At 59.7% G+C, this 19802-nt stretch carries 18 protein-coding genes and 2 riboswitches; of the genes, 12 read left to right on the top strand and 6 right to left on the bottom strand.

Annotation, left to right across the window (positions count from 1 at the left end; genetic code table 11):
* Positions 1–80: 80 nt before the first annotated feature.
* Positions 81–176: riboswitch (glycine riboswitch) on the top strand.
* A riboswitch (glycine riboswitch) is annotated at positions 177–282 on the top strand.
* A 35-nt stretch (positions 283–317) separates the two neighbouring features.
* Genes gcvT through gcvPB form a run of 7 tightly spaced genes read left to right on the top strand, consistent with a single transcriptional unit; the run spans position 318 to position 5881 of the window.
* On the top strand, positions 318–1472 hold the full coding sequence (gene gcvT / locus DX908_RS06630; protein WP_116391622.1) for a glycine cleavage system aminomethyltransferase GcvT: 1155 nt from the start codon (positions 318–320) through the stop codon (positions 1470–1472).
* Positions 1473–1484: 12 nt separating this feature from the next.
* On the top strand, positions 1485–1856 hold the full coding sequence (gene gcvH, locus DX908_RS06625) for a glycine cleavage system protein GcvH (protein WP_116391621.1): 372 nt from the start codon (positions 1485–1487) through the stop codon (positions 1854–1856).
* Positions 1849–2079 carry a glycine zipper domain-containing protein gene (locus DX908_RS06620; RefSeq protein WP_116391620.1) on the top strand — a complete coding sequence of 77 codons (231 nt, stop codon included), beginning with the start codon at positions 1849–1851 and terminating at the stop codon, positions 2077–2079. Before gcvH ends, DX908_RS06620 begins: the two co-directional genes overlap by 8 nt.
* A complete protein-coding gene (locus DX908_RS06615) occupies positions 2027–2530 on the top strand; it encodes a hypothetical protein (RefSeq protein ID WP_158548560.1) in 504 nt (167 codons plus the stop codon). Before DX908_RS06620 ends, DX908_RS06615 begins: the two co-directional genes overlap by 53 nt.
* Positions 2527–2946, top strand: coding sequence for a VOC family protein (locus tag DX908_RS06610; protein ID WP_116391618.1), 420 nt, complete (start codon positions 2527–2529; stop codon positions 2944–2946). The genes DX908_RS06615 and DX908_RS06610 overlap by 4 nt, the downstream gene beginning before the upstream one ends.
* A gap of 6 nt (positions 2947–2952) precedes the next feature.
* Entirely contained in the window at positions 2953–4299 is a 1347-nt protein-coding gene (gene gcvPA, locus DX908_RS06605; protein ID WP_116391617.1) for an aminomethyl-transferring glycine dehydrogenase subunit GcvPA, read from the top strand.
* 10 nt (positions 4300–4309) lie between these two features.
* Positions 4310–5881 carry an aminomethyl-transferring glycine dehydrogenase subunit GcvPB gene (gene gcvPB, locus DX908_RS06600; RefSeq protein WP_116391616.1) on the top strand — a complete coding sequence of 524 codons (1572 nt, stop codon included), beginning with the start codon at positions 4310–4312 and terminating at the stop codon, positions 5879–5881.
* Positions 5882–5978: 97 nt separating this feature from the next.
* Here gcvPB and DX908_RS06595 read toward each other — a convergent pair whose 3' ends face one another.
* Positions 5979–6605 carry a DUF2937 family protein gene (locus DX908_RS06595; protein WP_116391615.1) on the bottom strand — a complete coding sequence of 209 codons (627 nt, stop codon included), beginning with the start codon at positions 6603–6605 and terminating at the stop codon, positions 5979–5981.
* Positions 6606–6723: 118 nt separating this feature from the next.
* On the opposite strand from DX908_RS06595, the gene DX908_RS06590 reads away from it, so the two are divergent.
* Positions 6724–7455 (top strand): helix-turn-helix domain-containing protein, encoded by a 732-nt coding sequence (locus tag DX908_RS06590; RefSeq protein ID WP_116391614.1) that lies wholly within the window; start codon positions 6724–6726, stop codon positions 7453–7455.
* Between the two features lie 64 nt (positions 7456–7519).
* The gene (locus tag DX908_RS06585) at positions 7520–9046 is read left to right on the top strand and encodes a serine hydrolase (protein ID WP_158548559.1); all 1527 of its coding nucleotides are present in this window, start codon (positions 7520–7522) and stop codon (positions 9044–9046) included.
* Positions 9047–9056: 10 nt separating this feature from the next.
* Here DX908_RS06585 and DX908_RS06580 read toward each other — a convergent pair whose 3' ends face one another.
* Complete coding sequence (locus DX908_RS06580) at positions 9057–9908, bottom strand: AAA family ATPase (protein WP_116391612.1); 852 nt, start codon at positions 9906–9908, stop codon at positions 9057–9059.
* A gap of 148 nt (positions 9909–10056) precedes the next feature.
* On the opposite strand from DX908_RS06580, the gene DX908_RS06575 reads away from it, so the two are divergent.
* Positions 10057–11280 (top strand): serine hydrolase domain-containing protein, encoded by a 1224-nt coding sequence (locus DX908_RS06575; protein ID WP_116391611.1) that lies wholly within the window; start codon positions 10057–10059, stop codon positions 11278–11280.
* Positions 11281–11283: 3 nt separating this feature from the next.
* Here DX908_RS06575 and DX908_RS16300 read toward each other — a convergent pair whose 3' ends face one another.
* Together DX908_RS16300 and DX908_RS06570 are read right to left on the bottom strand one after the other, a co-directional pair.
* Entirely contained in the window at positions 11284–11439 is a 156-nt protein-coding gene (locus DX908_RS16300; RefSeq protein ID WP_158548557.1) for a hypothetical protein, read from the bottom strand.
* 91 nt (positions 11440–11530) lie between these two features.
* Positions 11531–13939: a response regulator gene (locus DX908_RS06570; RefSeq protein ID WP_116391610.1), complete on the bottom strand. Its 2409-nt coding sequence runs from the start codon at positions 13937–13939 to the stop codon at positions 11531–11533.
* A gap of 189 nt (positions 13940–14128) precedes the next feature.
* Between DX908_RS06570 and DX908_RS06565 the strand changes: the two genes are divergently transcribed.
* A complete protein-coding gene (locus tag DX908_RS06565; protein ID WP_116391609.1) occupies positions 14129–15790 on the top strand; it encodes an AbgT family transporter in 1662 nt (553 codons plus the stop codon).
* Positions 15791–15928: 138 nt separating this feature from the next.
* Here DX908_RS06565 and DX908_RS06560 read toward each other — a convergent pair whose 3' ends face one another.
* The gene (locus DX908_RS06560; RefSeq protein ID WP_116391608.1) at positions 15929–16834 is read right to left on the bottom strand and encodes an isopenicillin N synthase family dioxygenase; all 906 of its coding nucleotides are present in this window, start codon (positions 16832–16834) and stop codon (positions 15929–15931) included.
* Positions 16831–18315 carry a M20 family peptidase gene (locus DX908_RS06555; protein ID WP_116391607.1) on the bottom strand — a complete coding sequence of 495 codons (1485 nt, stop codon included), beginning with the start codon at positions 18313–18315 and terminating at the stop codon, positions 16831–16833. The genes DX908_RS06560 and DX908_RS06555 overlap by 4 nt, the downstream gene beginning before the upstream one ends.
* Positions 18316–18485: 170 nt before the next feature.
* Here DX908_RS06555 and gabT point away from each other — a divergent pair, with 170 nt between their 5' ends.
* Positions 18486–19796 (top strand): 4-aminobutyrate--2-oxoglutarate transaminase, encoded by a 1311-nt coding sequence (gabT, locus tag DX908_RS06550; RefSeq protein WP_116393012.1) that lies wholly within the window; start codon positions 18486–18488, stop codon positions 19794–19796.
* Positions 19797–19802 lie beyond the last annotated feature (6 nt).

Here is a 19802-nt window from a genome sequence, read left to right as displayed (position 1 = left end):
GAAGGGCATTAGGCCCATCGCCGATTGACTGGCAAGCGTTGCGCTCTAATGTGCCGCTCTCTGCTGCAGCTGCGGCAGGTGTCTCCTCCGCGGGAGACGCTGATCGGGCCATCCCGGTCAGGGCCGAAGGCGCAACCCCCTCGGAAACGCTCAGGCAAAAGGACCGCGGATGGGAGTTAAAGGCTGGAAAAGGGCGTAATGCCCTACCGACGGAGCAAGCGCTGGGATCCCGGATGACGGGAATCGCGTCAATCTCTCAGGTCCCACGACAGCCGGGGGACGCGCCAATCAGGGCGCGGCAAGATTGCAAGGTGGGTATGGCCGAACTGAAACAGCTTCCCTTAGGGGATTTCCATCGTGAACTTGGTGCCAAGATGGTGCCGTTTGCCGGGTATGAAATGCCCGTCCAGTACGCGCTCGGCGTAAAGGGCGAGCACCTGCACACGCGCGACAGCGCGGGGCTCTTTGATGTCAGCCACATGGGCCAGGCCTATATCGAGGTGGATGGCGTCGGTACGGCGGATGCTCATGAGCGGGTCGCGGCGGCCATCGAACGGGTCGTCCCCGGCGAGATCAGAAAGCTGGGCAAGGGCCGCATCCGCTACACCGTTCTTCTGAATGAAGGTGGCGGCATTCTCGATGATCTGATGATCACGCGGCTGCCGTCCGATGAGGATGCGGGCCGGCTTTTCGTCGTCGTCAACGCGGCGGTGAAGGAGCAGGATTTTGCCTATCTGCGCGAGCATCTGGGCGTCGATGCCAAGCTGCGCGTCCTTCATGACCGCGCACTGATCGCGATCCAGGGGCCGATGGCCCGCGCCGTCATGACCGCCTTTATTCCTGAGGCGGACGATATGCCCTTCATGTCGATGATGGATGCTGAGTTTGAGGGCCTGCCGATCATGCTGTCGCGTTGCGGCTATACGGGAGAGGACGGCTATGAGCTGTCAGTCCCGGCGGAAGAAGCTGAATTTGTGGCCCGCCGTCTGGTCGAGCGTCCCGTGGTCGAGCCCATCGGGCTCGGCGCGCGCGACTCTCTTCGGCTTGAGGCTGGGCTTTGCCTATATGGCCATGACATGACCCCGGCGGAAAGCCCGGTTGAGGCTTCGCTCGAATTTGCCATCGGCAAGCGCCGCCGCGAGGAGGGCGATTTTGCCGGTGCCCACCGGGTGCTCAAAGAACTTGAGGACGGCCCCACGAAAGTCCGGGTCGGGATCAAACCGCTTGGCCGGGCGCCTGCCCGCGAAGGTGTTGAGATCCAGTCAGAAAATGGCGACGTCATCGGCACTGTGACCTCCGGCGGCTTCGGGCCGACCTATGACGGCCCCATCGCGATGGGGTATGTCACGCCCGATCACGCCATGCCGGGCACCAAAGTGAACCTCATCATTCGCGGTAAGGCCATGGAGGCCGAAATCGTGACCCTGCCCTTTGTCGAACAGCGCTATTACCGCGCCCCCAAGAAAGCCTGAGGAGAAGTCCGCATGACGACGAAATATACAAAGGATCACGAATGGGTCCGTATGGAAGGCGACGTTGCCGTGGTCGGGATTACGCCGCACGCGGCCGAACAGCTTGGCGATGTCGTGTTTGTCGAACTGCCTGATGTCGGCAAGAGCTTCTCCGCCCATGACGACATGGCGGTTGTTGAAAGTGTGAAGGCGGCCTCTGACGTCTACGCGCCGATCTCCGGCGAAATTGCCGAGACTAATGGCGATATCGTCGATGCGCCGGAGAAAGTGAATGAGGATGCCGGCGGCGCGGCCTGGTTCGTCAAGATCAAGCCGTCCGACATGGCCGAGATCGACGCCCTGATGGATGAAGCGGCGTATAAGGATTTCTGCGCCAATGGCTGATGCGAGAAGCGCATATCTCGGTGCCGGCATCGCGATCGGTGTCGGCGTGGGGACGGCCCTCGGCGTCGCCATGGATGATATGAGCATCGGCCTTGCCATCGGGATCGGCATGGGCCTTTCGATTGGCGCGGCTTTGGCCGCGACCAAGTCCGGCAAGGGCAGTGGCGGTGATGGCGGCATTGATTCAGGCTCGGATGGCGGCGGTGACGGAGGCGGCGAGTGAGGCCGGTCCCGTCCACCGATTTTGGGGAATGAAGATGACAATGCTCAGGATAAAGAAGACAAGTTGGATGGTGGGCCTGATCTTGCTGGGCGCATGCGCATCGACAACCAGCCGTATCGACAGGCTGCGTGAAACATACAATCAGGCGCCGTTATCAGTCCGGTCAGAGCTCAGCTGCGAGTCGTTTTCCGCATCGGAATGCAATTGCGTTCGGTCGCAATACTCGCAGCTGATTGAACGTCCCGATGACGAGACGCTGCTCGCGGCGGATACATTCATGAGGAAATCGGGTCTTGGTGATCCGACCTCGGGTATGGGCGCGCTGACATTCGCCATCACGATGCAGCCGATGACGGTGGCGCGAGCAAAAGAACTCTGCGGCATTTCCGGTGATCTGAAGGATGCCAATGACGCGGTCAGTTCTCTATCAATTGAGGGAGGTTCGGAGTGACGCGGCCCCGTTTTCACTTGGCTATTCCGGTGGCGGATATTCCGGCGGCACGTGCGTTCTACGGCGAGCTTCTGGGGTGCGAAGAAGGCCGTTCGGATGAGAAATGGGTCGACTTCAACATGTTCGGTCATCAGGTCGTCACCCATCTCGGCAGTGAGGCAGGGGACCGCGTCAAGAATGACGTGGACGGACACGGCGTGCCGGTCCCGCATTTCGGGGTCATTCTCGAACTCGATGATTTCTGGAAACTCGCTGACCGGCTGAAAGCGGCGGGCACGGAATTCGTGATCGAGCCCTATACGCGTTTCGAAGGCCTGCCGGGCGAGCAGGCCACCATGTTTTTCCGCGATCCTTCTGGGAACGCACTAGAATTCAAGGCATTCCGCGACGACGCACAGGTCTTCGCGACGGAGTAAGGTAATATGAGATATCTTCCGCTTAATGATAAAGAGCGCGCCGAAATGCGCGGCGTCATCGGGGTCGGGGCCATTGATGACCTCTTCCGCGATGTGCCCGCTGATGCGCTGAACCCCGCGCTCGATCTGCCCGATCACAAAAGCGAGCTCGAAGTCGAACGCGAGATGATGGCACTGGCGCGCAAGAATAATGCGGCGGGCGACACGGCCTTTTTCGTCGGCTGCGGCGCTTACCGCCACCACGTCCCGGCGACGGTTGATCACATCATTCAGCGGTCGGAATTCCTGACCGCCTATACGCCCTATCAGCCGGAAATCGCGCAAGGCACGCTGCAATATCTCTTTGAGTTCCAGACGCAGGTTGCCGAACTCACCGGCATGGAGATCGCCAACGCCTCCATGTATGACGGTTCGACGGCGGCTGCTGAAGCCGCGCTGATGGCGAAACGCATCACCAAGCGGCGCAAGGTGATCTGCTCGGGCGGGCTTCATCCGCATTACGAGGCGGTGATCCGCACCAATCTCGAACTCATCGGCGATGAGGTGGTCTTTGCGCCGTCAAACCCGGAGGGGCAGGGCGGCCTCACCGACATGATCGATGAGGAAACTTCCTGCATCATCGTTCAGTCCCCGGATGTCTTCGGCCATCTTCGTGACCTCTCGGCGCTCGCCGATGCCGCCCATGAAAAAGGTGCGCTGCTGGTGGCGGTCGTGACCGAAGCCGTTTCTTTTGGCCTCCTCAAATCACCGGGTGAGCAAGGCGCGGATATCGTCGTTGGCGAAGGCCAGTCGATCGGCAACGCCATCAATTTCGGCGGTCCCTATGTCGGTCTCTTTGCGGCGCGCGATAAACACAGGCGCCACATGCCGGGCCGCCTTGCCGGGGAAACCGTGGATGCGGACGGAAAGCGCGGCTATGTGCTGACCCTTTCGACGCGGGAGCAGCATATCCGACGCGAAAAGGCGACGTCGAATATCTGCACCAATTCGGGGCTTTGTGCGCTTGCCTTCACGGTTCATATGTCGCTGCTCGGCGGCACGGGCCTGCGTCAGCTCGCGATCCTCAATCACGAGAACGCCTGCAAGACCGCTGATGCACTCAGCGCCATCTCCGGCGTCGAGCTTCTCAATGACAGTTTCTTCAATGAGTTTACGATCCGTCTGCCGAAGAATGCAGAAGCAGTGGTCGAAGAACTGGCACGCCAGAAGATCCTGGCCGGTGTGCCCGGCGGTCGCCTCTGGCCGGGCAATGAGGATCTGGAGAATATCCTGATCGTCGCGGCGACAGAACGGACGACCTCGGACGATATCGACCGGCTCGCTTCGGGCCTCGAACAGGCAATCAAAGGGTAAGGACCAGATCATGACCATGAACAATCAGGGCCGTCCCACCCGCCCCGAAGACACCGCCAGCTACACGCCGTTCCCGACGCATACGGGCAACCGGGCGCTGGAGATTGCCGAGCCGCTGATCTTCGAGGTTGGCGACTTCGAGGGCACAGGCGTTGACCTGCCGAAAGCCGAAGGCATCAAGCCGCGCATCGCCGGTTTTGACCGTCAGCACGCCCCTCATCTGCCGGGTCTCGCTGAGCCGGAGGCGATGCGCCATTATGTGCGTCTCTCCCAGAAGAACTACGCCATCGATATGGGGCTCTTCCCGCTTGGCTCCTGCACGATGAAGCACAATCCGCGTCTCAATGAGAAAGTCGCGCGTCTCAAGGGCTTTGCCGATATCCATCCGCTCCAGCCGCAATCGACCGTGCAGGGCGCATTGGAGATGATCGACATCCTCGCCGGCTGGCTGAAAGAGCTGACCGGCATGCCCGCCGTTGCGATGAGCCCCAAGGCGGGCGCGCATGGTGAGCTCTGCGGGATGATGGCGATCAAGGCGGCACTCATCGCGCGCGGGGAGGGCGAGACCCGCACCCGTGTCCTCGCCCCTGAATCCGCGCACGGCACGAACCCCGCAACGGCTGCGCAGTGCGGCTTTACTGTTGATGATATCCCTGCGGATGAAACGGGCCGCGTTGATCTTGCGGCTTTTAAAGAAAAGCTGGGCCCCGATGTTGCCGGGATCATGGTGACGAACCCCAACACTTGCGGTCTGTTCGAGCGTGACATCCGTGAGATTGCCGATGCCGTGCATGAGGCGGGCGGCTATTTTTATTGTGATGGTGCGAATTTCAACGCCATCATGGGTAAGGCCCGCCCCGGCGATCTTGGCGTCGATGCCATGCATATCAATCTGCACAAGACCTTTTCGACACCGCATGGCGGCGGCGGTCCGGGTTCCGGTCCGACCGTGCTCGCGGACAGCCTTGCGCCTTACGCGCCGGTGCCCTTCATCATTCAGGATGAGGACGGCTTCCGCCTCGTTGAGGATATCGAAGGCGAAGCGAAAGACGCCTTCGGGCGGCTCGTGGCCTTCCATGGCCAGATGGGCATGTATGTCCGGGCGCTGACCTATATGCTCAGCCACGGCAAGGACGGGCTGAAGCAGGCAGCAGAGGACGCGGTCCTCAACGCCAATTACGTGCTCAAGCGTCTGTCTGCTGAGATGACCCCGGCCTTTGATGGCACCTGTATGCATGAGGCGCTGTTCTCGGATGAGTTCCTGAAAGATACCGGTGTCGGCACGCTCGATTTTGCCAAAGCCATGATCGATGAGGGCTTCCATCCGATGACGATGTATTTCCCGCTCGTCGTCTCGGGCGCCATGCTGATCGAGCCGACTGAATCGGAATCCAAGCAGGGGCTCGACCAGTTCTGTGATGCGCTGCTCGGGCTCGCCCGTGACGCAAAATCAGGAGACCAGCTTGAGAAATTCAAGGCCGCGCCGATCTACTCGCCGATGCGCCGCCTTGATGAGACGCAGGCCGCGCGTAATCCTGTCCTCAAATGGACCGAAGACGCACCGAGCATGGCGGCGGAGTAAAGATACCTATTCCCCCGCTCGGCGAGGGAGAAAAGTACAAGCCAACAAAAAGGGCGCCTCACCGGGCGCCCTTTTTCAATTCAGGTGTAGCCTTTGCTCAGTAGGCGTAGCGGCTGCGGAAGGGCATACCGATCAGGCCGAAGAGCAGGCGGAAGATCGCCCAGAACCCGACACCGCCGCCCGCGCCATAGGCAAGGCCATCCATGGTGACCGGCACGGCCAGCTCGAATTCCTTGAGCGAATTCATAGCGAGATAGCGGGTGCAGAGCGTGTCGAGACGGTTCTCGGTTTTCTCTTTGAGCGCGTCCGGCACATCCGAGCTGCATGAGCCATCGAGCAGTGCGCGGCCGAGCAGGATGGGGCGTTCCCATTTGCTGGCGGCCTGCAGCTCTTCCTGCAATGCGAGCAGTTTTTCGAACCGGCGGACGATCATTTCATCCTCAAGGCAGCTTGCCTGCGGATTACTGTTTTCTTCTGACCTGGCCCGGCAATCGGCGGCCACCTGGTCGCGATCAACGCCGTAATACTCCCAGCGCTCTGTGATCCGTTCTGCATCGAGGCGGCGCTCATCGACGCGGCCTTCGAGATTTTGCATGAAATGTGTCGTGAAGTTCGGTGCTTGTGAACCGGCAATCAGGCCGGCGACCCCCAGCACAAACGCAAGAATTTTGCCCAGCATACCCTTATTCGTCCCCATATAGGTGTGCGATCTAGGGGTCAGCATGGCCGATGGGGCGCCAATCGTCCACCGTAAATTAACGGCTGGTTAAGCTTTGTGGCGATCTTGACTACAAATGTAGGCGTGGCAATCTCCTGAGAATAGCACGCAGGAACGAGGGATAATGCGGTATCACAGGCAGTATGCGCCGCTGACGCAGATGGCGTCGCATCGGGATGATCTCTCGCATGTCACCCTCGTGATGGCGGGCGGTTTCCTTGAAGAGAGCTCAAATGGCTCCTGTCTGGTGCGGGTCGGGGATGTGCTGATCAAGCCGCGGGACACCGCCCATTCCAACCATTTCTCGCATGAAGGCGCAGCGCTCTTATGCCTGACATTCCCGCAGATCCCGTCCGAGAAGGGAGAGACGCCGCAATGGGCGTGCCTGCGGACGGCGTCGTCGATGCGGCTGGCGCTCGAGCTGACGGAGGCGATTCGGCACGAGGATGAGGCGCGCATCGCGCAAGGGCAGGCTTGCCTTTTGGCTGAAGGGATGGGGGCGGCCCAAGGGGCAAAGCGGTCAGCGCCGCGCTGGCTCTCACGGCTGAAGGACGAGTTGACCGAGAGTGGGCTGGCGGAAGTCGATGTCGCGAGCCGGGCGGAGGCGGCGGGGGTACATCCCGTCCATGCCTCGCGGCTCTTCCGGCGGCATTTCGGCGAATCGATCACCGCCTATGCCCAGAACCAGTCGATCCGCCGTGCCATGGCGCAATTCGGTAAGAAACGGCGCGGGCTGGGACGGATCGCCCAAGTGGCCGGTTTTTATGATCAGAGCCATATGTGCCGGGTGTTCCGCCAACAGTTGGGGCTTGCCCCAGGACGCGTGCAGGCGCTCGGCGAAGCCGTCGCCAGTTAAGATCGTCCAATACGGGGATGCCGCTGCCACGATAAGCCGTCCCCGGAATTATCAGGAGAGTTATATGTCCGCCCGATTGAGTGCCCTTGCCGGGCTCGGTCTCGTCATGTCCGTTTCAGCCTGCGCAACGAGTGCCGCGCCCGCACCCCAGCCGCCGCTCGCCATCGCAGGAGAAATGGACACCTATATCGAAGAGGGGATGGACGCCGTCGGCATCGTGCCCGGATTGGCGGTTGCGATCTACACGCCGGACGGTGTCTATCTGCGCAGCTTCGGCGTGACGAATATCGAGACGGGCGAGCCGGTCACGACGGACACGGCATTCTACATCGCTTCCTCGACAAAATCTTTCACCGCTATGGCCATGGCGATCCTGGATGATCGCGGCGAGATCGATCTTGACCAGACGCTTACTGAATTTGCGCCGGATGCGCCTTTTCCGGCGGAAGTGCGCCCCGATGAGGTGACCCTGCGCTCGCTTCTGACGCATACGTCCGGAATTAGGAATAATCCGATCGTCTACCGGGTTGCCTTCACTGGCCAGCATACGCCCGAGAAGACTTGGGAGCTGCTCGGCCGCTCACAGGCGAATGAAAACGCGCCGCTGGGTACATTCCAGTACACCAATGTCGGCTATAATATCCTCACCATACTGACGGACAGGAAGCTGGGAGTGAACTGGCAGGATCTTCTGGCAGAAGAGCTGTTCGAGCCCACTGGGATGGAGGAAACGACCGCCTATATGTCGGTGGCTAAGGCGCCGGGCCGCTCGCTGGCGGAACCTCATTTCGGCGGCATGGAAGGCGGTCCGGTCATCACGCCGCTTGAGAAGATTGACGCCACCATGCAGTCGGCAGGCGGCATGGTCCTGAGCGCCAGCGATGCGCTGCGCTGGCTTGAATTCATGGTCGAGGGCGGGGTCGTAGATGGTGAGCGGATCGCCCCCGAAGCGGTCGTCGTCTCAACCCGCGTGCCGCTGGCTGAAGCCAATTCTGAATTTGATGCGTATACCCGTGAATCCTATGGGTTAGGCTGGTATAACAGCACTTATAAGGGCCAGAACCTTGTCCACCATTTTGGCGGCTATGCCGGGTTCCGCGCCCATATCTCCTATATCCCCGAAGAGAAGATCGGCGTCGCCGTTCTGATGAACGAAATCCCGGTAGCGGCAGGCTTTCCCGAGGCAGTGGCCAATCATGTCTATGACCTGATGCTCGATCCTGAAACGGCTGACACGGACGGCAAGGCCGCGATTGCGGCGGCGATTGAGCGGCGGGACCGGATCATCGCATCGGTAACGGCAGACCGTGAGCGCCGCTCAACGCGGGAATGGCAGCTCACCCAGCCGCGTAGTGCCTACACAGGGAGCTATTCGAACGAGGATTACGGCACGGCGGATATCACGATTGAAGGCGATGACCTCCGCGTCACCATCGGCAATCTGAGTTCAGTTGCTGAGCCCTTCACGCGGGAGGATTCCATCCGTGTCGAGATGGTTCCCTTCTCCGGGGATGTCATCCAGTTTGTGATGGGCGCAGACGGTGTCCCGACCTCCTTCAATTATGACGGAGACGTCTATACACGCCAGTAAGGGGGGCACTTTAGCTCTCGCGGCGCGCCATGAAGGCGAGCTTTTCGAACAGATGGACGTCCTGCTCATTTTTGAGGAGGGCGCCATGCAGCGGCGGGATCGCCTTGCGCACATCTTTCTCACGGATGGTCGAGAGATCGATATCCTCGACCATCAGCAGCTTCAGCCAGTCGAGCAGTTCCGACGTAGACGGCTTTTTCTTCAGTCCCGGCACATCGCGCAGCTGGTAGAAAGTGCGCAAGGCATCGGTGACGAGCTGCTGTTTCAGGCCGGGGTAATGCACCTCGACGATCTCGGACATCGTCTCGGGATCAGGGAATTTGATGTAATGGAAGAAGCACCGCCGCAGGAAGGCGTCGGGCAGTTCCTTCTCATTGTTCGAGGTGATGATGACGACGGGGCGCTGTTTGGCTGTGATCGTCTCGCCGGTCTCGTAGACATAGAACTCCATGCGATCGAGTTCCTGCAACAGATCGTTGGGGAATTCGATGTCGGCCTTGTCGATCTCATCAAGAAGAAGCACCGGGCGCTGATTGGCAGTGAACGCCTCCCACAGTTTGCCGCGCTTGATGTAGTTGGCGACATCCCGCGCGCGCTCCTCGCCGAGCTGTGAATCCCGCAGCCGCGCGACGGCGTCATATTCATATAAGCCCTGCTGCGCCTTTGTCGTCGATTTCACATGCCATTCCAGCAGCGGCATCCCGAGCGCGGTGGCGACTTCCTTTGCTAGCACTGTCTTGCCGGTGCCGGGCTCGCCCTTGATCAGGAGCGGTCGCTCCAGCGTGACGGCGGCATTGACCGCCATTTTAAGGTCGTCGGTGGCGACGTAATTCTCGGTACCGGTGAATTTCTGTGTGCTCATGGGGACAGTCTTGCCGCTGTCCAGATCGCTTGTGAAGAGCGGCCGGACAAATCTTCCAAACCTATCGCCCCCTTGAACTAATGAATTAGTACAGGTATGTGCTACTAATATATTAGTAGAGAAGCGGGCTGCTGGCCGGGAGGAAGTGATGAGAAGATTTGCGAGGACTGGCCTGACCGCCTGCGTGTGTGCGCCGCTCTTTCTGGCGGTGACCTCGGCCGAACCGCTCAGCGGTGATGATCCGCGCATCATCGCTTTTGAGACCCGCCTTATGGATCGGGAGGCGCGCGGCAATCCCGACGCAGCGCGGCGCACGATTGAGGAGGCACTGGCGATCCACCATGTGCCCGGCGCGGCGGTTGCTATCATCGAGGATGGCAAGATCGTCTGGGCCAAAGGCTACGGCACCAGGCTGGCGGGGGAGGACATGCCGATCGACGGCGAGACGGTCTTCTCCGCGGGGTCCATTTCAAAAATGATCAATGCTGGGATCATCCTGCGGATGGTCGATGAGGGGCTCCTCGATCTTGACCGGGACGTGAATGACTACCTCACCTCATGGAAGGTCGAGGACAGCGCGTTCACGGCGGAGAAGAAAGTCACCTTGCGGATGATCCTGTCGCATACGGCGGGGTTCAGCATTCATGGCTTCCCGGATTTTGAGCCGGGTGAAGAACTGCCTTCCGCGCTTCAGACCCTCAATGGCGAACCGCCTGCAAAGCAGGGGCCGGTAAGGCTCATCTTCACGCCGGGGGAGCGCATGCAATATTCCGGAGGCGGAATCACGGTCAGTCAGGTCCTGATAGAGGATGTGACGGGGCTCTCCTATCCCGAGGCGGCGCGTAAATATGTGCTCGATCCCCTTGGCATGACGCGCAGCACATTCGTCAATCCTCTGCCTGCCACCCACGGCAATATCGCGCGGGCGCATGATCGCTATGGCGTCCCCGCCGCTTTGCCGCGTGGCTGGGAGGCGATGCCGGAGCTGGCGGCTTCCGGCCTCTGGACGAGTGCGGAGGATATGGCTCGCTTCGTCATCGCGCTTGAGGAAAGCACCAATGGAGAGGGTGATTTTCTCTCAACCGACCTCGCGCAGGACATGATGACCCGTGTGCCGATGAGCTGGCACGGGCTGGGGCCGCGTCTTAATGGAGAAGGGGAGACGCGCGTCTTCCACCATGGCGGTGCGAACACCAGCTATCGCGCGCATATGGAAGGGCACCTTGCCAGCGGGGACGGCATCATCATCCTGACCAACAGCACCAATGGCCGAGCGGCATGGCGGGAGATCCGCAAATCGGCGGAAGAGGCCTTTGACTGGCCGGTCACCGCAGAGACCGGGTTCGAAGAGCCGTCCTTTGAAGGCCAATGAGCCTCAGCGTTTCTTGGTATTCTTTGCAAAGAGGCTCGTGCGCATGGCGGCGCGGGCCCGCTTGATCGGGTCGGCAGAGTTTGCCTCATCCTTGGTTTCGCCGACCTGGCGCGCACGGGCCATCAGTTGCGAAGATTGCAGCCGCGATTTTCCATACATGGTTAACAGCTCCTTACCGGGATTAATATCCGGGTAAGCAATCGCTGTGCCAGTTATGGAAGTGGCAGGGAGGGGGCTGACTTCTGAGTCGTCAGCCCTGAATCGCCTTGGTTGACGGGAGATCTTCTGCAGAGATCGATGCAAATTTGGCGAGGGCGGCTTTCAGTTCCGGCTGACGCAAAGGTTTGGGCACAAACCCGTCCATGCCGGCTTGGAAGCACGCCTTTTTATCACCATCCAGCACATGGGCCGTCACCCCGATGATAGGGGTCGGGGTTCGTCCCGATTGCTTCTCATAGGACCGGATACGGCGTGTGGCCTCATGGCCATCCATCACCGGCATCGAAACATCCATCAGGACAACGTCAAATTTGCCTTGTTTATAGAGTTCGACAGCGACTTCGCCGTTCTCTGCCGTGACGATGCTGTATTCATCTGTTCCCAGCATAGCGGTCGTCACCATCCGGTTGACGACATTGTCTTCAGCCAAAAGCAGTCTCTTCGTAGGCGGAATAGATAGAATTGTTTGTGCGCTATCGACGGAAGGGGTGACGGGTATCTGCATGGACTTCCGGTTTGCAGATCCCAGTGAGACTTCCGCAAGAGCATCCATCAATTGAGAAGGCCGGACGGGCTTCATCAGCTTTGCGTCATATTCGCCCTGAAGGCCCATATGCTGACCGTTCAGCACATCGACGGAAGAGAGCAGGATGACGGGAAGGGTGGCCCATTCAGCGTGCCCCTGCAGTCCCGCAACGAGTTCATCGCCGCATTCTCCGGGCATATGATAATCCGTAATCAGGACCGTTGGCGGCTTGCCGGCCCGTGACATGGAAGCAATCATCTCACGCGCTTCAGGCGCCGAATTGGTCAAGACCGCTTCGATACCCCAGGCATTCATATGTTCGGCCAGGATCTGCCGGTTCACTTCATTGTCATCGACGATCAGTACCCGAAGGGTCTCAAGATTTGCTGCGATTTCCTGTACCGATGCCGCGTGTTCTGCCTGCATCTCAAGCGTGATGATAAAAGTGGAGCCTTCATTCGGGGCGCTCTTCACTTCGATGTCGCCCCCCATCAGGTGAACGATCTCGCGAGAGATGGCGAGGCCCAGTCCCGTCCCCTCAAATTTGCGGGCGCGGGATGTATCGGCCTGTTCAAATTTTTCAAAGATCGCTTTCAGGTGCTCTTCAGCGATGCCTATGCCCGTGTCTTCGATGGAGATGGTGAAGCGGGTATTCTCGCCGGCCTCTTCGCCACTGATATTGATGTAGACATGCCCCTTCTCAGTGAATTTGAGGGCATTACCGACAATATTGTTCAGGACCTGCCGCATGCGGGACTCATCGCCATGAACAAGCGCCGGCAGGTCCGGCTGATAGCGGAAGATGACCTCTATATCCTTGGCCAGTGCCTGCGCCTGCATCAGGGAGGCAACGTCACTAACCAGAGAGCGCAGGTTAAACCGCGCATCAGAGAGCCGCATCTTGCCAGATTCAAGCTTGGAGAAGTCGAGAATGTCGTTGAGGACCGACAAAAGGCCATTGCCTGAAGACAGGATTACCTGCGCAAAGCCGCGTTGACGTTCGTCAAGATCCGTCCCCAGAAGAATATCGGTCATGCCGATAATACCGTTCATGGGGGTGCGAATTTCATGGCTCATATTGGCAAGGAAATCCGACTTAGCGCGGTTTGAGGCTTCGGCGGCTTTCAGCGCCTGTTCGAGCTCGACCGTCAGATTGCGAAGGTGATCGGCTTCGATAGCCTTTTGCCGCGTGACGTGGTTGCCGTAACCAAGAATGCCGATGCCCGAGAGGGCCAGCATGATCGCGACACTGACGACAATCGTCACCAGGCCTTCATGTTGAATGATGTGTACCCCCGATTGCGCTTCGGTGGGGATAATCGAAAATCCGGTCATGCCCGTGAAGTGCAGGCCGCAAACGGACAGGATCAGGAAAAGGCTGACAAAAACCTGACGCATGGCTGGCATCGGGCGCTGGAGCATTGAAAAGGCCAGCGTTGAAAAAACGAGTCCCGTCACGACAGACATGACAATGTAGGGTGTGTTCCAGACAATCAGAGCTGAAGCGCCATAGGCTGCCATGCCAAGATAATGCAGTGTACAGATGCTTGCCCCATAGAGCAGTCCGCCTGTGATCAATTTGAGGCGCGGGGGCAGGAAAATGAGCGCAAGGAACGAGAACCCAAATCCGATCATGCCCGCGACAAAGGAGGCGACGGTCAACAATGTGCTGAGGCCAGCAAATTGCGGTGTCTCATAGGCCAGCATGGCAATGAAATGGGTCGCCCAGATCCCGGCGCCGCTGGTGAAAGCTCCAAGTCCGGCAGCTATCAATCGGCGAGATTGTTTTCGAGAAAAACTGGCGCGAGAGGCACAAACCGCGGCGAGTGCGCAGGTGACGACACAGACAAAGGCTGCGACGACCACGAGACGTAAATCGTGCTCGGTGATCACACAGCTTAAAACTGACAGCATATTCTGGTCTCTCTACGTCGCCCAACGGGCTGGCCCAGCGCTATACAAACAAAATCAAGGTGTCTGTCAGGTTAAGGAAGACGCATTTTCTTGCTTATCAATGGCGTTCGCGGTTGCAGAAATGCCTATTTCATTGGCATGATCGGTCATGAACCTGGTGATCAGGCCCCCAACAGAAGGAGACCGCCCATGTCCGTGACTGAACCTGATCCGCATCCACAGGAACGATCACAGCGCGGTTTTCTAGGCTGGGTTGAAAAGACCGGGAATGCACTACCTGATCCGGCCTTTCTTTTTCTCTATCTGATTGGATTTCTGGTCGTCGTTTCGATCATTTCCGGGCTGTTCAATCTGTCCGAGACGCTCTCAACACAGATTCTCTCCGGCATGCCCGACAGCCAGAAGGCACGTTTCGGTATTGGTGAGGATGGAGTGATTTCGGCCAAGATGCTGATCTCGCCGGAGAACTTGCAAAAGCTCTTTGTGCAGATGCCGGAGACCTTCGCGCATTTCCATCCGCTGGGGCTCGTCCTCACCGTGATGCTGGGCGCCGGGGTGGCCGAGCGGGCAGGGCTCTTCGGCACGGCCATGCGGGCCGCTGTCGGAGATGCACCGAAATTTCTCCTGACCCCGATGATTGCGCTGATCGCGATGCTCGGGAACCTTGCGGCGGACGCGGCCTATGTTGTTCTCATCCCACTGGCGGGCATCGTCTTTGCCGCCGCAGGACGACACCCCGTCGCAGGGATCGCAGCGGCCTTTGCCGGGGTTTCGGGCGGGTTTTCCGCGAACCTCGTCATGGGTCAGCTCGATGCGCTCCTCCTCGGCATCACGTCAGAGGCGGCGGGTATTCTGGTCGAGGACTTCCCGACAAATATTGCCGGCAACTGGTATTTCATTGCCGGGATGACCTTTATCTTCCTGCCGGTCATCTGGTTCGTCACCGACGTGATCATCGAGCCCCGATTGGGCAAATGGAAAGCCTCGATGGCGGGTGAAGATGTTCCGATGGATGACGTCAAACGCGAGCTTACACCGGGAGAAAAAAAAGGACTTGGCCGCGCAGGGCTCGGCTTGCTCGCCGTTCTGATCTTCTGGGCATTCATGACGCTTGGGCCGGGGACCCCGCTGATGAATGAAGCGGCGTGTCCGGATGAAGCACTCGCCGCCGGAGACTGCTCCTTCCAGGCGCGATTAACGCCGTTCTATACCTCCCTCGTCGCCGGGTTCTTCGTCCTCTTCTTTGTGACCGCCTGGCTTTATGGCGCGGCGGCAGGGACGGTGAAGGATCATCGCGACATCGTCGATATGATGACCGGCGCGATGAAGGATATGGGCTACTATCTCGTCCTCGCCTTCATGGCCGCGCATTTTGTCGCCATGTTCAACTGGTCCAATCTGGGGCTGATCTTCGCGGTGAAGGGCGCCAATGCCATTCAGGAATCGGCATTGCCGATCTGGGGCATTCTCGTTGTCGTGATCCTCTTTGCGGCGGTGCTGAACCTCTTTGTCGGCTCGGCCAGCGCCAAATGGGCGTTCCTTGCCCCCGTCGTGGTCCCGATGCTGATGATTCTCGGTGTCTCCCCTGAAATGGCGACTGCCGCCTATCGGGTGGGGGATGGCGCGACCAACATCATCACGCCGCTGATGGTCTATTTTCCGCTGATCCTGACTTTCGCGAAGAGATGGGACCGCAGTTTCGGGCTCGGGTCATTGACGGCAATGATGCTGCCTTACTCCATCTTCCTTTTGATCTCGGGGCTCGCCATGACGATCTTCTGGGTGCAGATGGACTGGCCGCTCGGCGGCGGCATCACGGTGGAATATTCCCTGCCGGGCACTGGGGAGTAGCGCGCTTTTCTTCCCCCTTATGGGGGAAGTCCCGTGCAACGCGTGGGGATGGGGGCAACTCATCCCCTGATCATTTTGGGGCGGTGTGCCCCCTCCGCCGGCTTCGCCGACACCTCCCCCACGGGGGAGGAAGACGCGTTAGCTCAGCCCGATCTCTCTCAGGCGCTGTTCAAGAAACCCTTGGCCCGTGATGTCGGGATCTTCTGAGCCGTCGCGGAATTGCGGCAGGCAGGAGAGCATCGCATCAGGACGCGGGTGCAGGAAGAACGGCATGGAATAGCGCACATCACGGCTATTATCCGGGTTCACCACGCGATGAGTCGTGGCTGGAATATGGTTGTTGGTGATCCGCGCCAGCATGTCGCCCGCATCGGCGATAATCGCATCCGCTGGCGCTTCGATCGCCCTCCACTCACCGTCGCGGCCTAGGAGTTCGAGGCCCGAAGCGCTCGCCGAGACGAGGAGGGTAATGAGGTTGATATCCTCATGCGCCGCCGCACGGATTGAAGCGGGATCTGCATCCTCCGGAATTGCAGGGTAATGCAGGAGCCGGAGGATCGAATTGCCGCCGCCGGCCATCTCATCAAAATACTCTTCAGGCAGATCAAGCGGACCCGTCAGCGCCTGAAGAAGGAGGAGCCCCGTCTCATCAAGCGCATCATAAAGCCAGCCCACCTCAGCCCGGAAGGCCGCCGGGCGTTCCGGCCAGACATTAGGTTTGATCTCATCCCGGCCGACATGCCAGAATTCCTTGAGATCCGCCGCCTCAACGCCCTTGGCATGTTCACGGCCAAAAGGCGTAAAGCCGCGCTGGCCGTCCATGCCAATCATATAGTCGCGCTTTTCTTCCTCAGGCAGGGCGAAGAAGTCGGCGATGATGTCATAGGCCTCATGCAGGCGCGAGAGGTTGATGCCGTGATCGGTCAGGACGACAAAGCCGGTCTCGCGCAGGCTCGTGTAAAGATCATCGGCGAAGGCTTTGCGCTTTTCTTCTGTGCCAAGAAGGTAATCTGAAAGTTTCAGTTCGGCGACCGGTGATGTCATTGGGCCTCATCCATCAGGAGTATGATCTGAGTATAGGCGCGCGCCATGCGCGCAAGGTTTTCGAGCGACACTTTCTCATTGGTTCCGTGAATGCCGCCGATCTCATCGGTATGAAGGAGCGCGGGCATATAGCGATAGACGTTCTCGCTGACACCATAAGAAAAACGCGCATCGGTCGCCCCGAGGACAAGGCCGGGCACGATCGGCGCGTCGGGGGAGATGCTGCTGCTGGCAGCAGCACTCAGCGCCGCGAAAGCTTGCGTCTTTGCGCTCGAGACCGGGGAAGGCTCGGAGGCAAAACCGTCAAGCGCGATGATCTCGACGCCGTCAATGTCGCGTGTGACCTTGCGGATGTGATCGAGGACTTTCTCGACGGAATCCGATGGGTGGATGCGGAAATTCACTGTCGCGGAGGCGCGCTGCGGCAGGACATTCTCCTTGGTCGACCCCTCCAGCATGGTCGGTGCGATGGTCGTGCGCACCAGCGCATCGGCGGTCGGCAGTTTAGCGAGCTCCTTCTCGACCTGACTGCCGAGCAGCCAGCGATTGGCCAGCGCCATACGGATGACGAAGGACATGTCGGGCGCCATGCCGCGGAAGAAGTCCTTCAGCGGCTGCTCATTGAGATGCGACGGGAACTGATTTTCCTCGAGCGCGACAAGCGCGCGAGAAAGGCGCACCACGGCATTGTCGCGCGGCGGGGTCGAGGAATGCCCGCCCTCACCGGAGACTCTCAGCTCGACGGTGAGATAGCCTTTCTCTGCCACCCCGATGATCGTCAACGGCCCGCCGGTCAGCGGCGCATTGGCGACCGTCACCATGCCCTCGTCGAGCACCATGTCGGCCGTCACGCCGCGCTCTTCGAGCAATGCGAAAGCCGATTTCGCGCCAATCCCTGCGACTTCTTCGTCATGGCCGAAAAGGAAATAGACCGTGCGTTTCGGCGCAAAGCCTGATTGCGTGAGCCCTTCGGCAGCTTCCATCAGGGTGATGAGGCTCGCCTTGTCATCAAGCGCGCCGCGCCCGACGAGAATGCCGTCAATGATCTCCCCGGCAAAGGGCGGCGCGTCCCAATCGCCTTCTGTTCCCGGATTGACAGGCACAACGTCCTGATGCGCCATCAGGATGATGGGATTGAGCGAGGGATCGCTCCCCTCCCACTGGTAAAGAAGGGTAAGTCCCGCGACTTTCTCCAGCGTCATTGCCTCATGCGCGGCGGGGTAGGTCGCAGCCAGCCAGTCATGAAAATCAAGCCAGGGCTGCTCTTCGCCAGCTTCCGGGGCGCCCGCCTTGCTGGTGACGGTCTGAAACCGGATCGCCTCGCCCAAATGCCGGCCGATCTCCTCACCGGACATGGCAGGCGCATCAGGCGCCTCAAGCCTGGGAGCGCTCTCACCAGACGGGCCATAAGACAGTGTACGGCCGATAATGACGGCAATGAACAGGACGAGGACAGCCAGGCCAGATAATCGAAAGCGCATGGATTCACATCAGATCTAAGAAACGATCTCCCCATTGCCGCTTACCCCGCCCCGAGGGTCACTCCAAGGGCAGGCACGGGTTTTCTTGTGTGCAGCGCAGCGGGCCATTGCGTTCCGCTCCGGCCTTGGGCAGAGCAGGATCAACAGGAAAACACTGGATGGAGGCCAAGATGTCTGCACCTGACGGGAAGAATGAGTTTTTGAGCAATGAGCTGCTGGTGGCGCGCCGCAATGACGCCTGCCCCGCCGGTCTGCCCTCAAAATCGGGAATTTACGCTGAACGCGCGGAAGGCGCGGAGCTCTGGGATGTCGATGGCAAGCGTTATATCGACTTCATCGCCGGGATCGGCGTCCTCAATGTCGGCCATCGCCACCCCAAAGTGCAGGAAGCGATCAAGGTCCAGCTCGAAAAGGTCGTCCACACGGCCTTCGGCGTCGCGCAATATGAAAGCTATATCGCGCTGGCTGAGCGGCTGAACGGCCTGATGCCGAAATCGTCGCAATGGAAGACGATGTTCATGAATACCGGCTCGGAAGCGACCGAGCAGGTCTGCAAATTCGCCCGCCGCATTACCGGCCGTCCGGGCCTTATCGCCTTTGAAGGGGCCTTTCATGGCCGCTCGCTCCTGGCGACCGCGCTGACGGGCAAGTCCGACCCCTACAAGATCGGCTTCGGGCCGTTCCCGCCGGGCATCTATCATGCGCCGTATCCGAATGAATATCGCGGGCTTTCTTCTGATGAAGCGCTGGCCCGACTGAAGGAGCTGTGCACGACTTCGATCCGCGCCGAAGACGTGGCCGGTATCATCATTGAGCCGGTGCAGGGCGAGGGTGGCTTCATTCCGGCACCGGACGAATATCTCCGCGGGCTTCGTGAGTTCTGTACCGAGCACGGCATCATGCTGATCGCCGATGAGGTCCAGACCGGTTTTGCTAGGACGGGCAAGATGTTTGCAATCGAGAAATCAGGCGTTGAGCCCGACTTCCTCGTCTGTGCAAAGAGTATTGCGGGCGGCCTGCCGCTCTCGGCGGTGATCGGCAAGGCGGACCTCTTTGACAAGATCGGCCCGGGCGGCATGGGCTCGACCTATGGCGGCAACCCGGTCTCCTGCGCAGCAGCCCTCGCCGTCCTTGATGTCATCGAGGAAGAAGGCCTGATCGAACGCGCTGAGCATATCGGCGCGAAAGTCGAAGCCTGCTGGAAAGAACTTCAGGAAGGCGTCGCCAAGGGCGTCTTCGGTCATGTCCGCCGGGTCGGCGCCATGGCGGCGGTCGAATGCGTGACCCATGGCGATGTGCCCGATGGGCAGGTCGCAGCGGCCATTCAGGCGCGTGCGCGTGAGCACGGCCTCATCTTCCTCACCGCCGGCAAGAAAGCCCATGTCATCCGCACCCATGTGCCGCTGACGGCTTCCGATGCCATCGTCGAGGAAGGCCTTGGCCTCTTCGTCAAGGCGACCGAGGAAGTGCTGAAGGGGTAGGCGGCG

Source organism: Parvularcula marina (assembly GCF_003399445.1).
Classification (GTDB): Bacteria; Pseudomonadota; Alphaproteobacteria; order Caulobacterales; family Parvularculaceae; genus Parvularcula; species Parvularcula marina.
This window is presented reverse-complemented; position numbering and strand designations above follow the sequence as displayed.

What these genes read in the sequence shown, in the direction of transcription:
- DX908_RS06585 (WP_158548559.1), top strand. Translation starts at nt 7,520, where the DNA reads ATGTCCGCCCGATTGAGTGCCCTTGCCGGGCTCGGTCTCGTCATGTCC.
- DX908_RS06575 (WP_116391611.1), top strand. Translation starts at nt 10,057, where the DNA reads ATGAGAAGATTTGCGAGGACTGGCCTGACCGCCTGCGTGTGTGCGCCG.
- DX908_RS06565 (WP_116391609.1), top strand. Translation starts at nt 14,129, where the DNA reads ATGTCCGTGACTGAACCTGATCCGCATCCACAGGAACGATCACAGCGC.
- DX908_RS06595 (WP_116391615.1), bottom strand. Translation starts at nt 6,605, where the DNA reads ATGCTGACCCCTAGATCGCACACCTATATGGGGACGAATAAGGGTATG.
- DX908_RS06580 (WP_116391612.1), bottom strand. Translation starts at nt 9,908, where the DNA reads ATGAGCACACAGAAATTCACCGGTACCGAGAATTACGTCGCCACCGAC.
- gcvH (WP_116391621.1), top strand. Translation starts at nt 1,485, where the DNA reads ATGACGACGAAATATACAAAGGATCACGAATGGGTCCGTATGGAAGGC.
- gcvPB (WP_116391616.1), top strand. Translation starts at nt 4,310, where the DNA reads ATGACCATGAACAATCAGGGCCGTCCCACCCGCCCCGAAGACACCGCC.
- DX908_RS06570 (WP_116391610.1), bottom strand. Translation starts at nt 13,939, where the DNA reads ATGCTGTCAGTTTTAAGCTGTGTGATCACCGAGCACGATTTACGTCTC.
- DX908_RS06615 (WP_158548560.1), top strand. Translation starts at nt 2,027, where the DNA reads ATGGCGGCATTGATTCAGGCTCGGATGGCGGCGGTGACGGAGGCGGCG.
- DX908_RS06555 (WP_116391607.1), bottom strand. Translation starts at nt 18,315, where the DNA reads ATGCGCTTTCGATTATCTGGCCTGGCTGTCCTCGTCCTGTTCATTGCC.
- gcvT (WP_116391622.1), top strand. Translation starts at nt 318, where the DNA reads ATGGCCGAACTGAAACAGCTTCCCTTAGGGGATTTCCATCGTGAACTT.
- gcvPA (WP_116391617.1), top strand. Translation starts at nt 2,953, where the DNA reads ATGAGATATCTTCCGCTTAATGATAAAGAGCGCGCCGAAATGCGCGGC.
- DX908_RS06560 (WP_116391608.1), bottom strand. Translation starts at nt 16,834, where the DNA reads ATGACATCACCGGTCGCCGAACTGAAACTTTCAGATTACCTTCTTGGC.
- gabT (WP_116393012.1), top strand. Translation starts at nt 18,486, where the DNA reads ATGTCTGCACCTGACGGGAAGAATGAGTTTTTGAGCAATGAGCTGCTG.
- DX908_RS06620 (WP_116391620.1), top strand. Translation starts at nt 1,849, where the DNA reads ATGGCTGATGCGAGAAGCGCATATCTCGGTGCCGGCATCGCGATCGGT.
- DX908_RS16300 (WP_158548557.1), bottom strand. Translation starts at nt 11,439, where the DNA reads ATGTATGGAAAATCGCGGCTGCAATCTTCGCAACTGATGGCCCGTGCG.
- DX908_RS06590 (WP_116391614.1), top strand. Translation starts at nt 6,724, where the DNA reads ATGCGGTATCACAGGCAGTATGCGCCGCTGACGCAGATGGCGTCGCAT.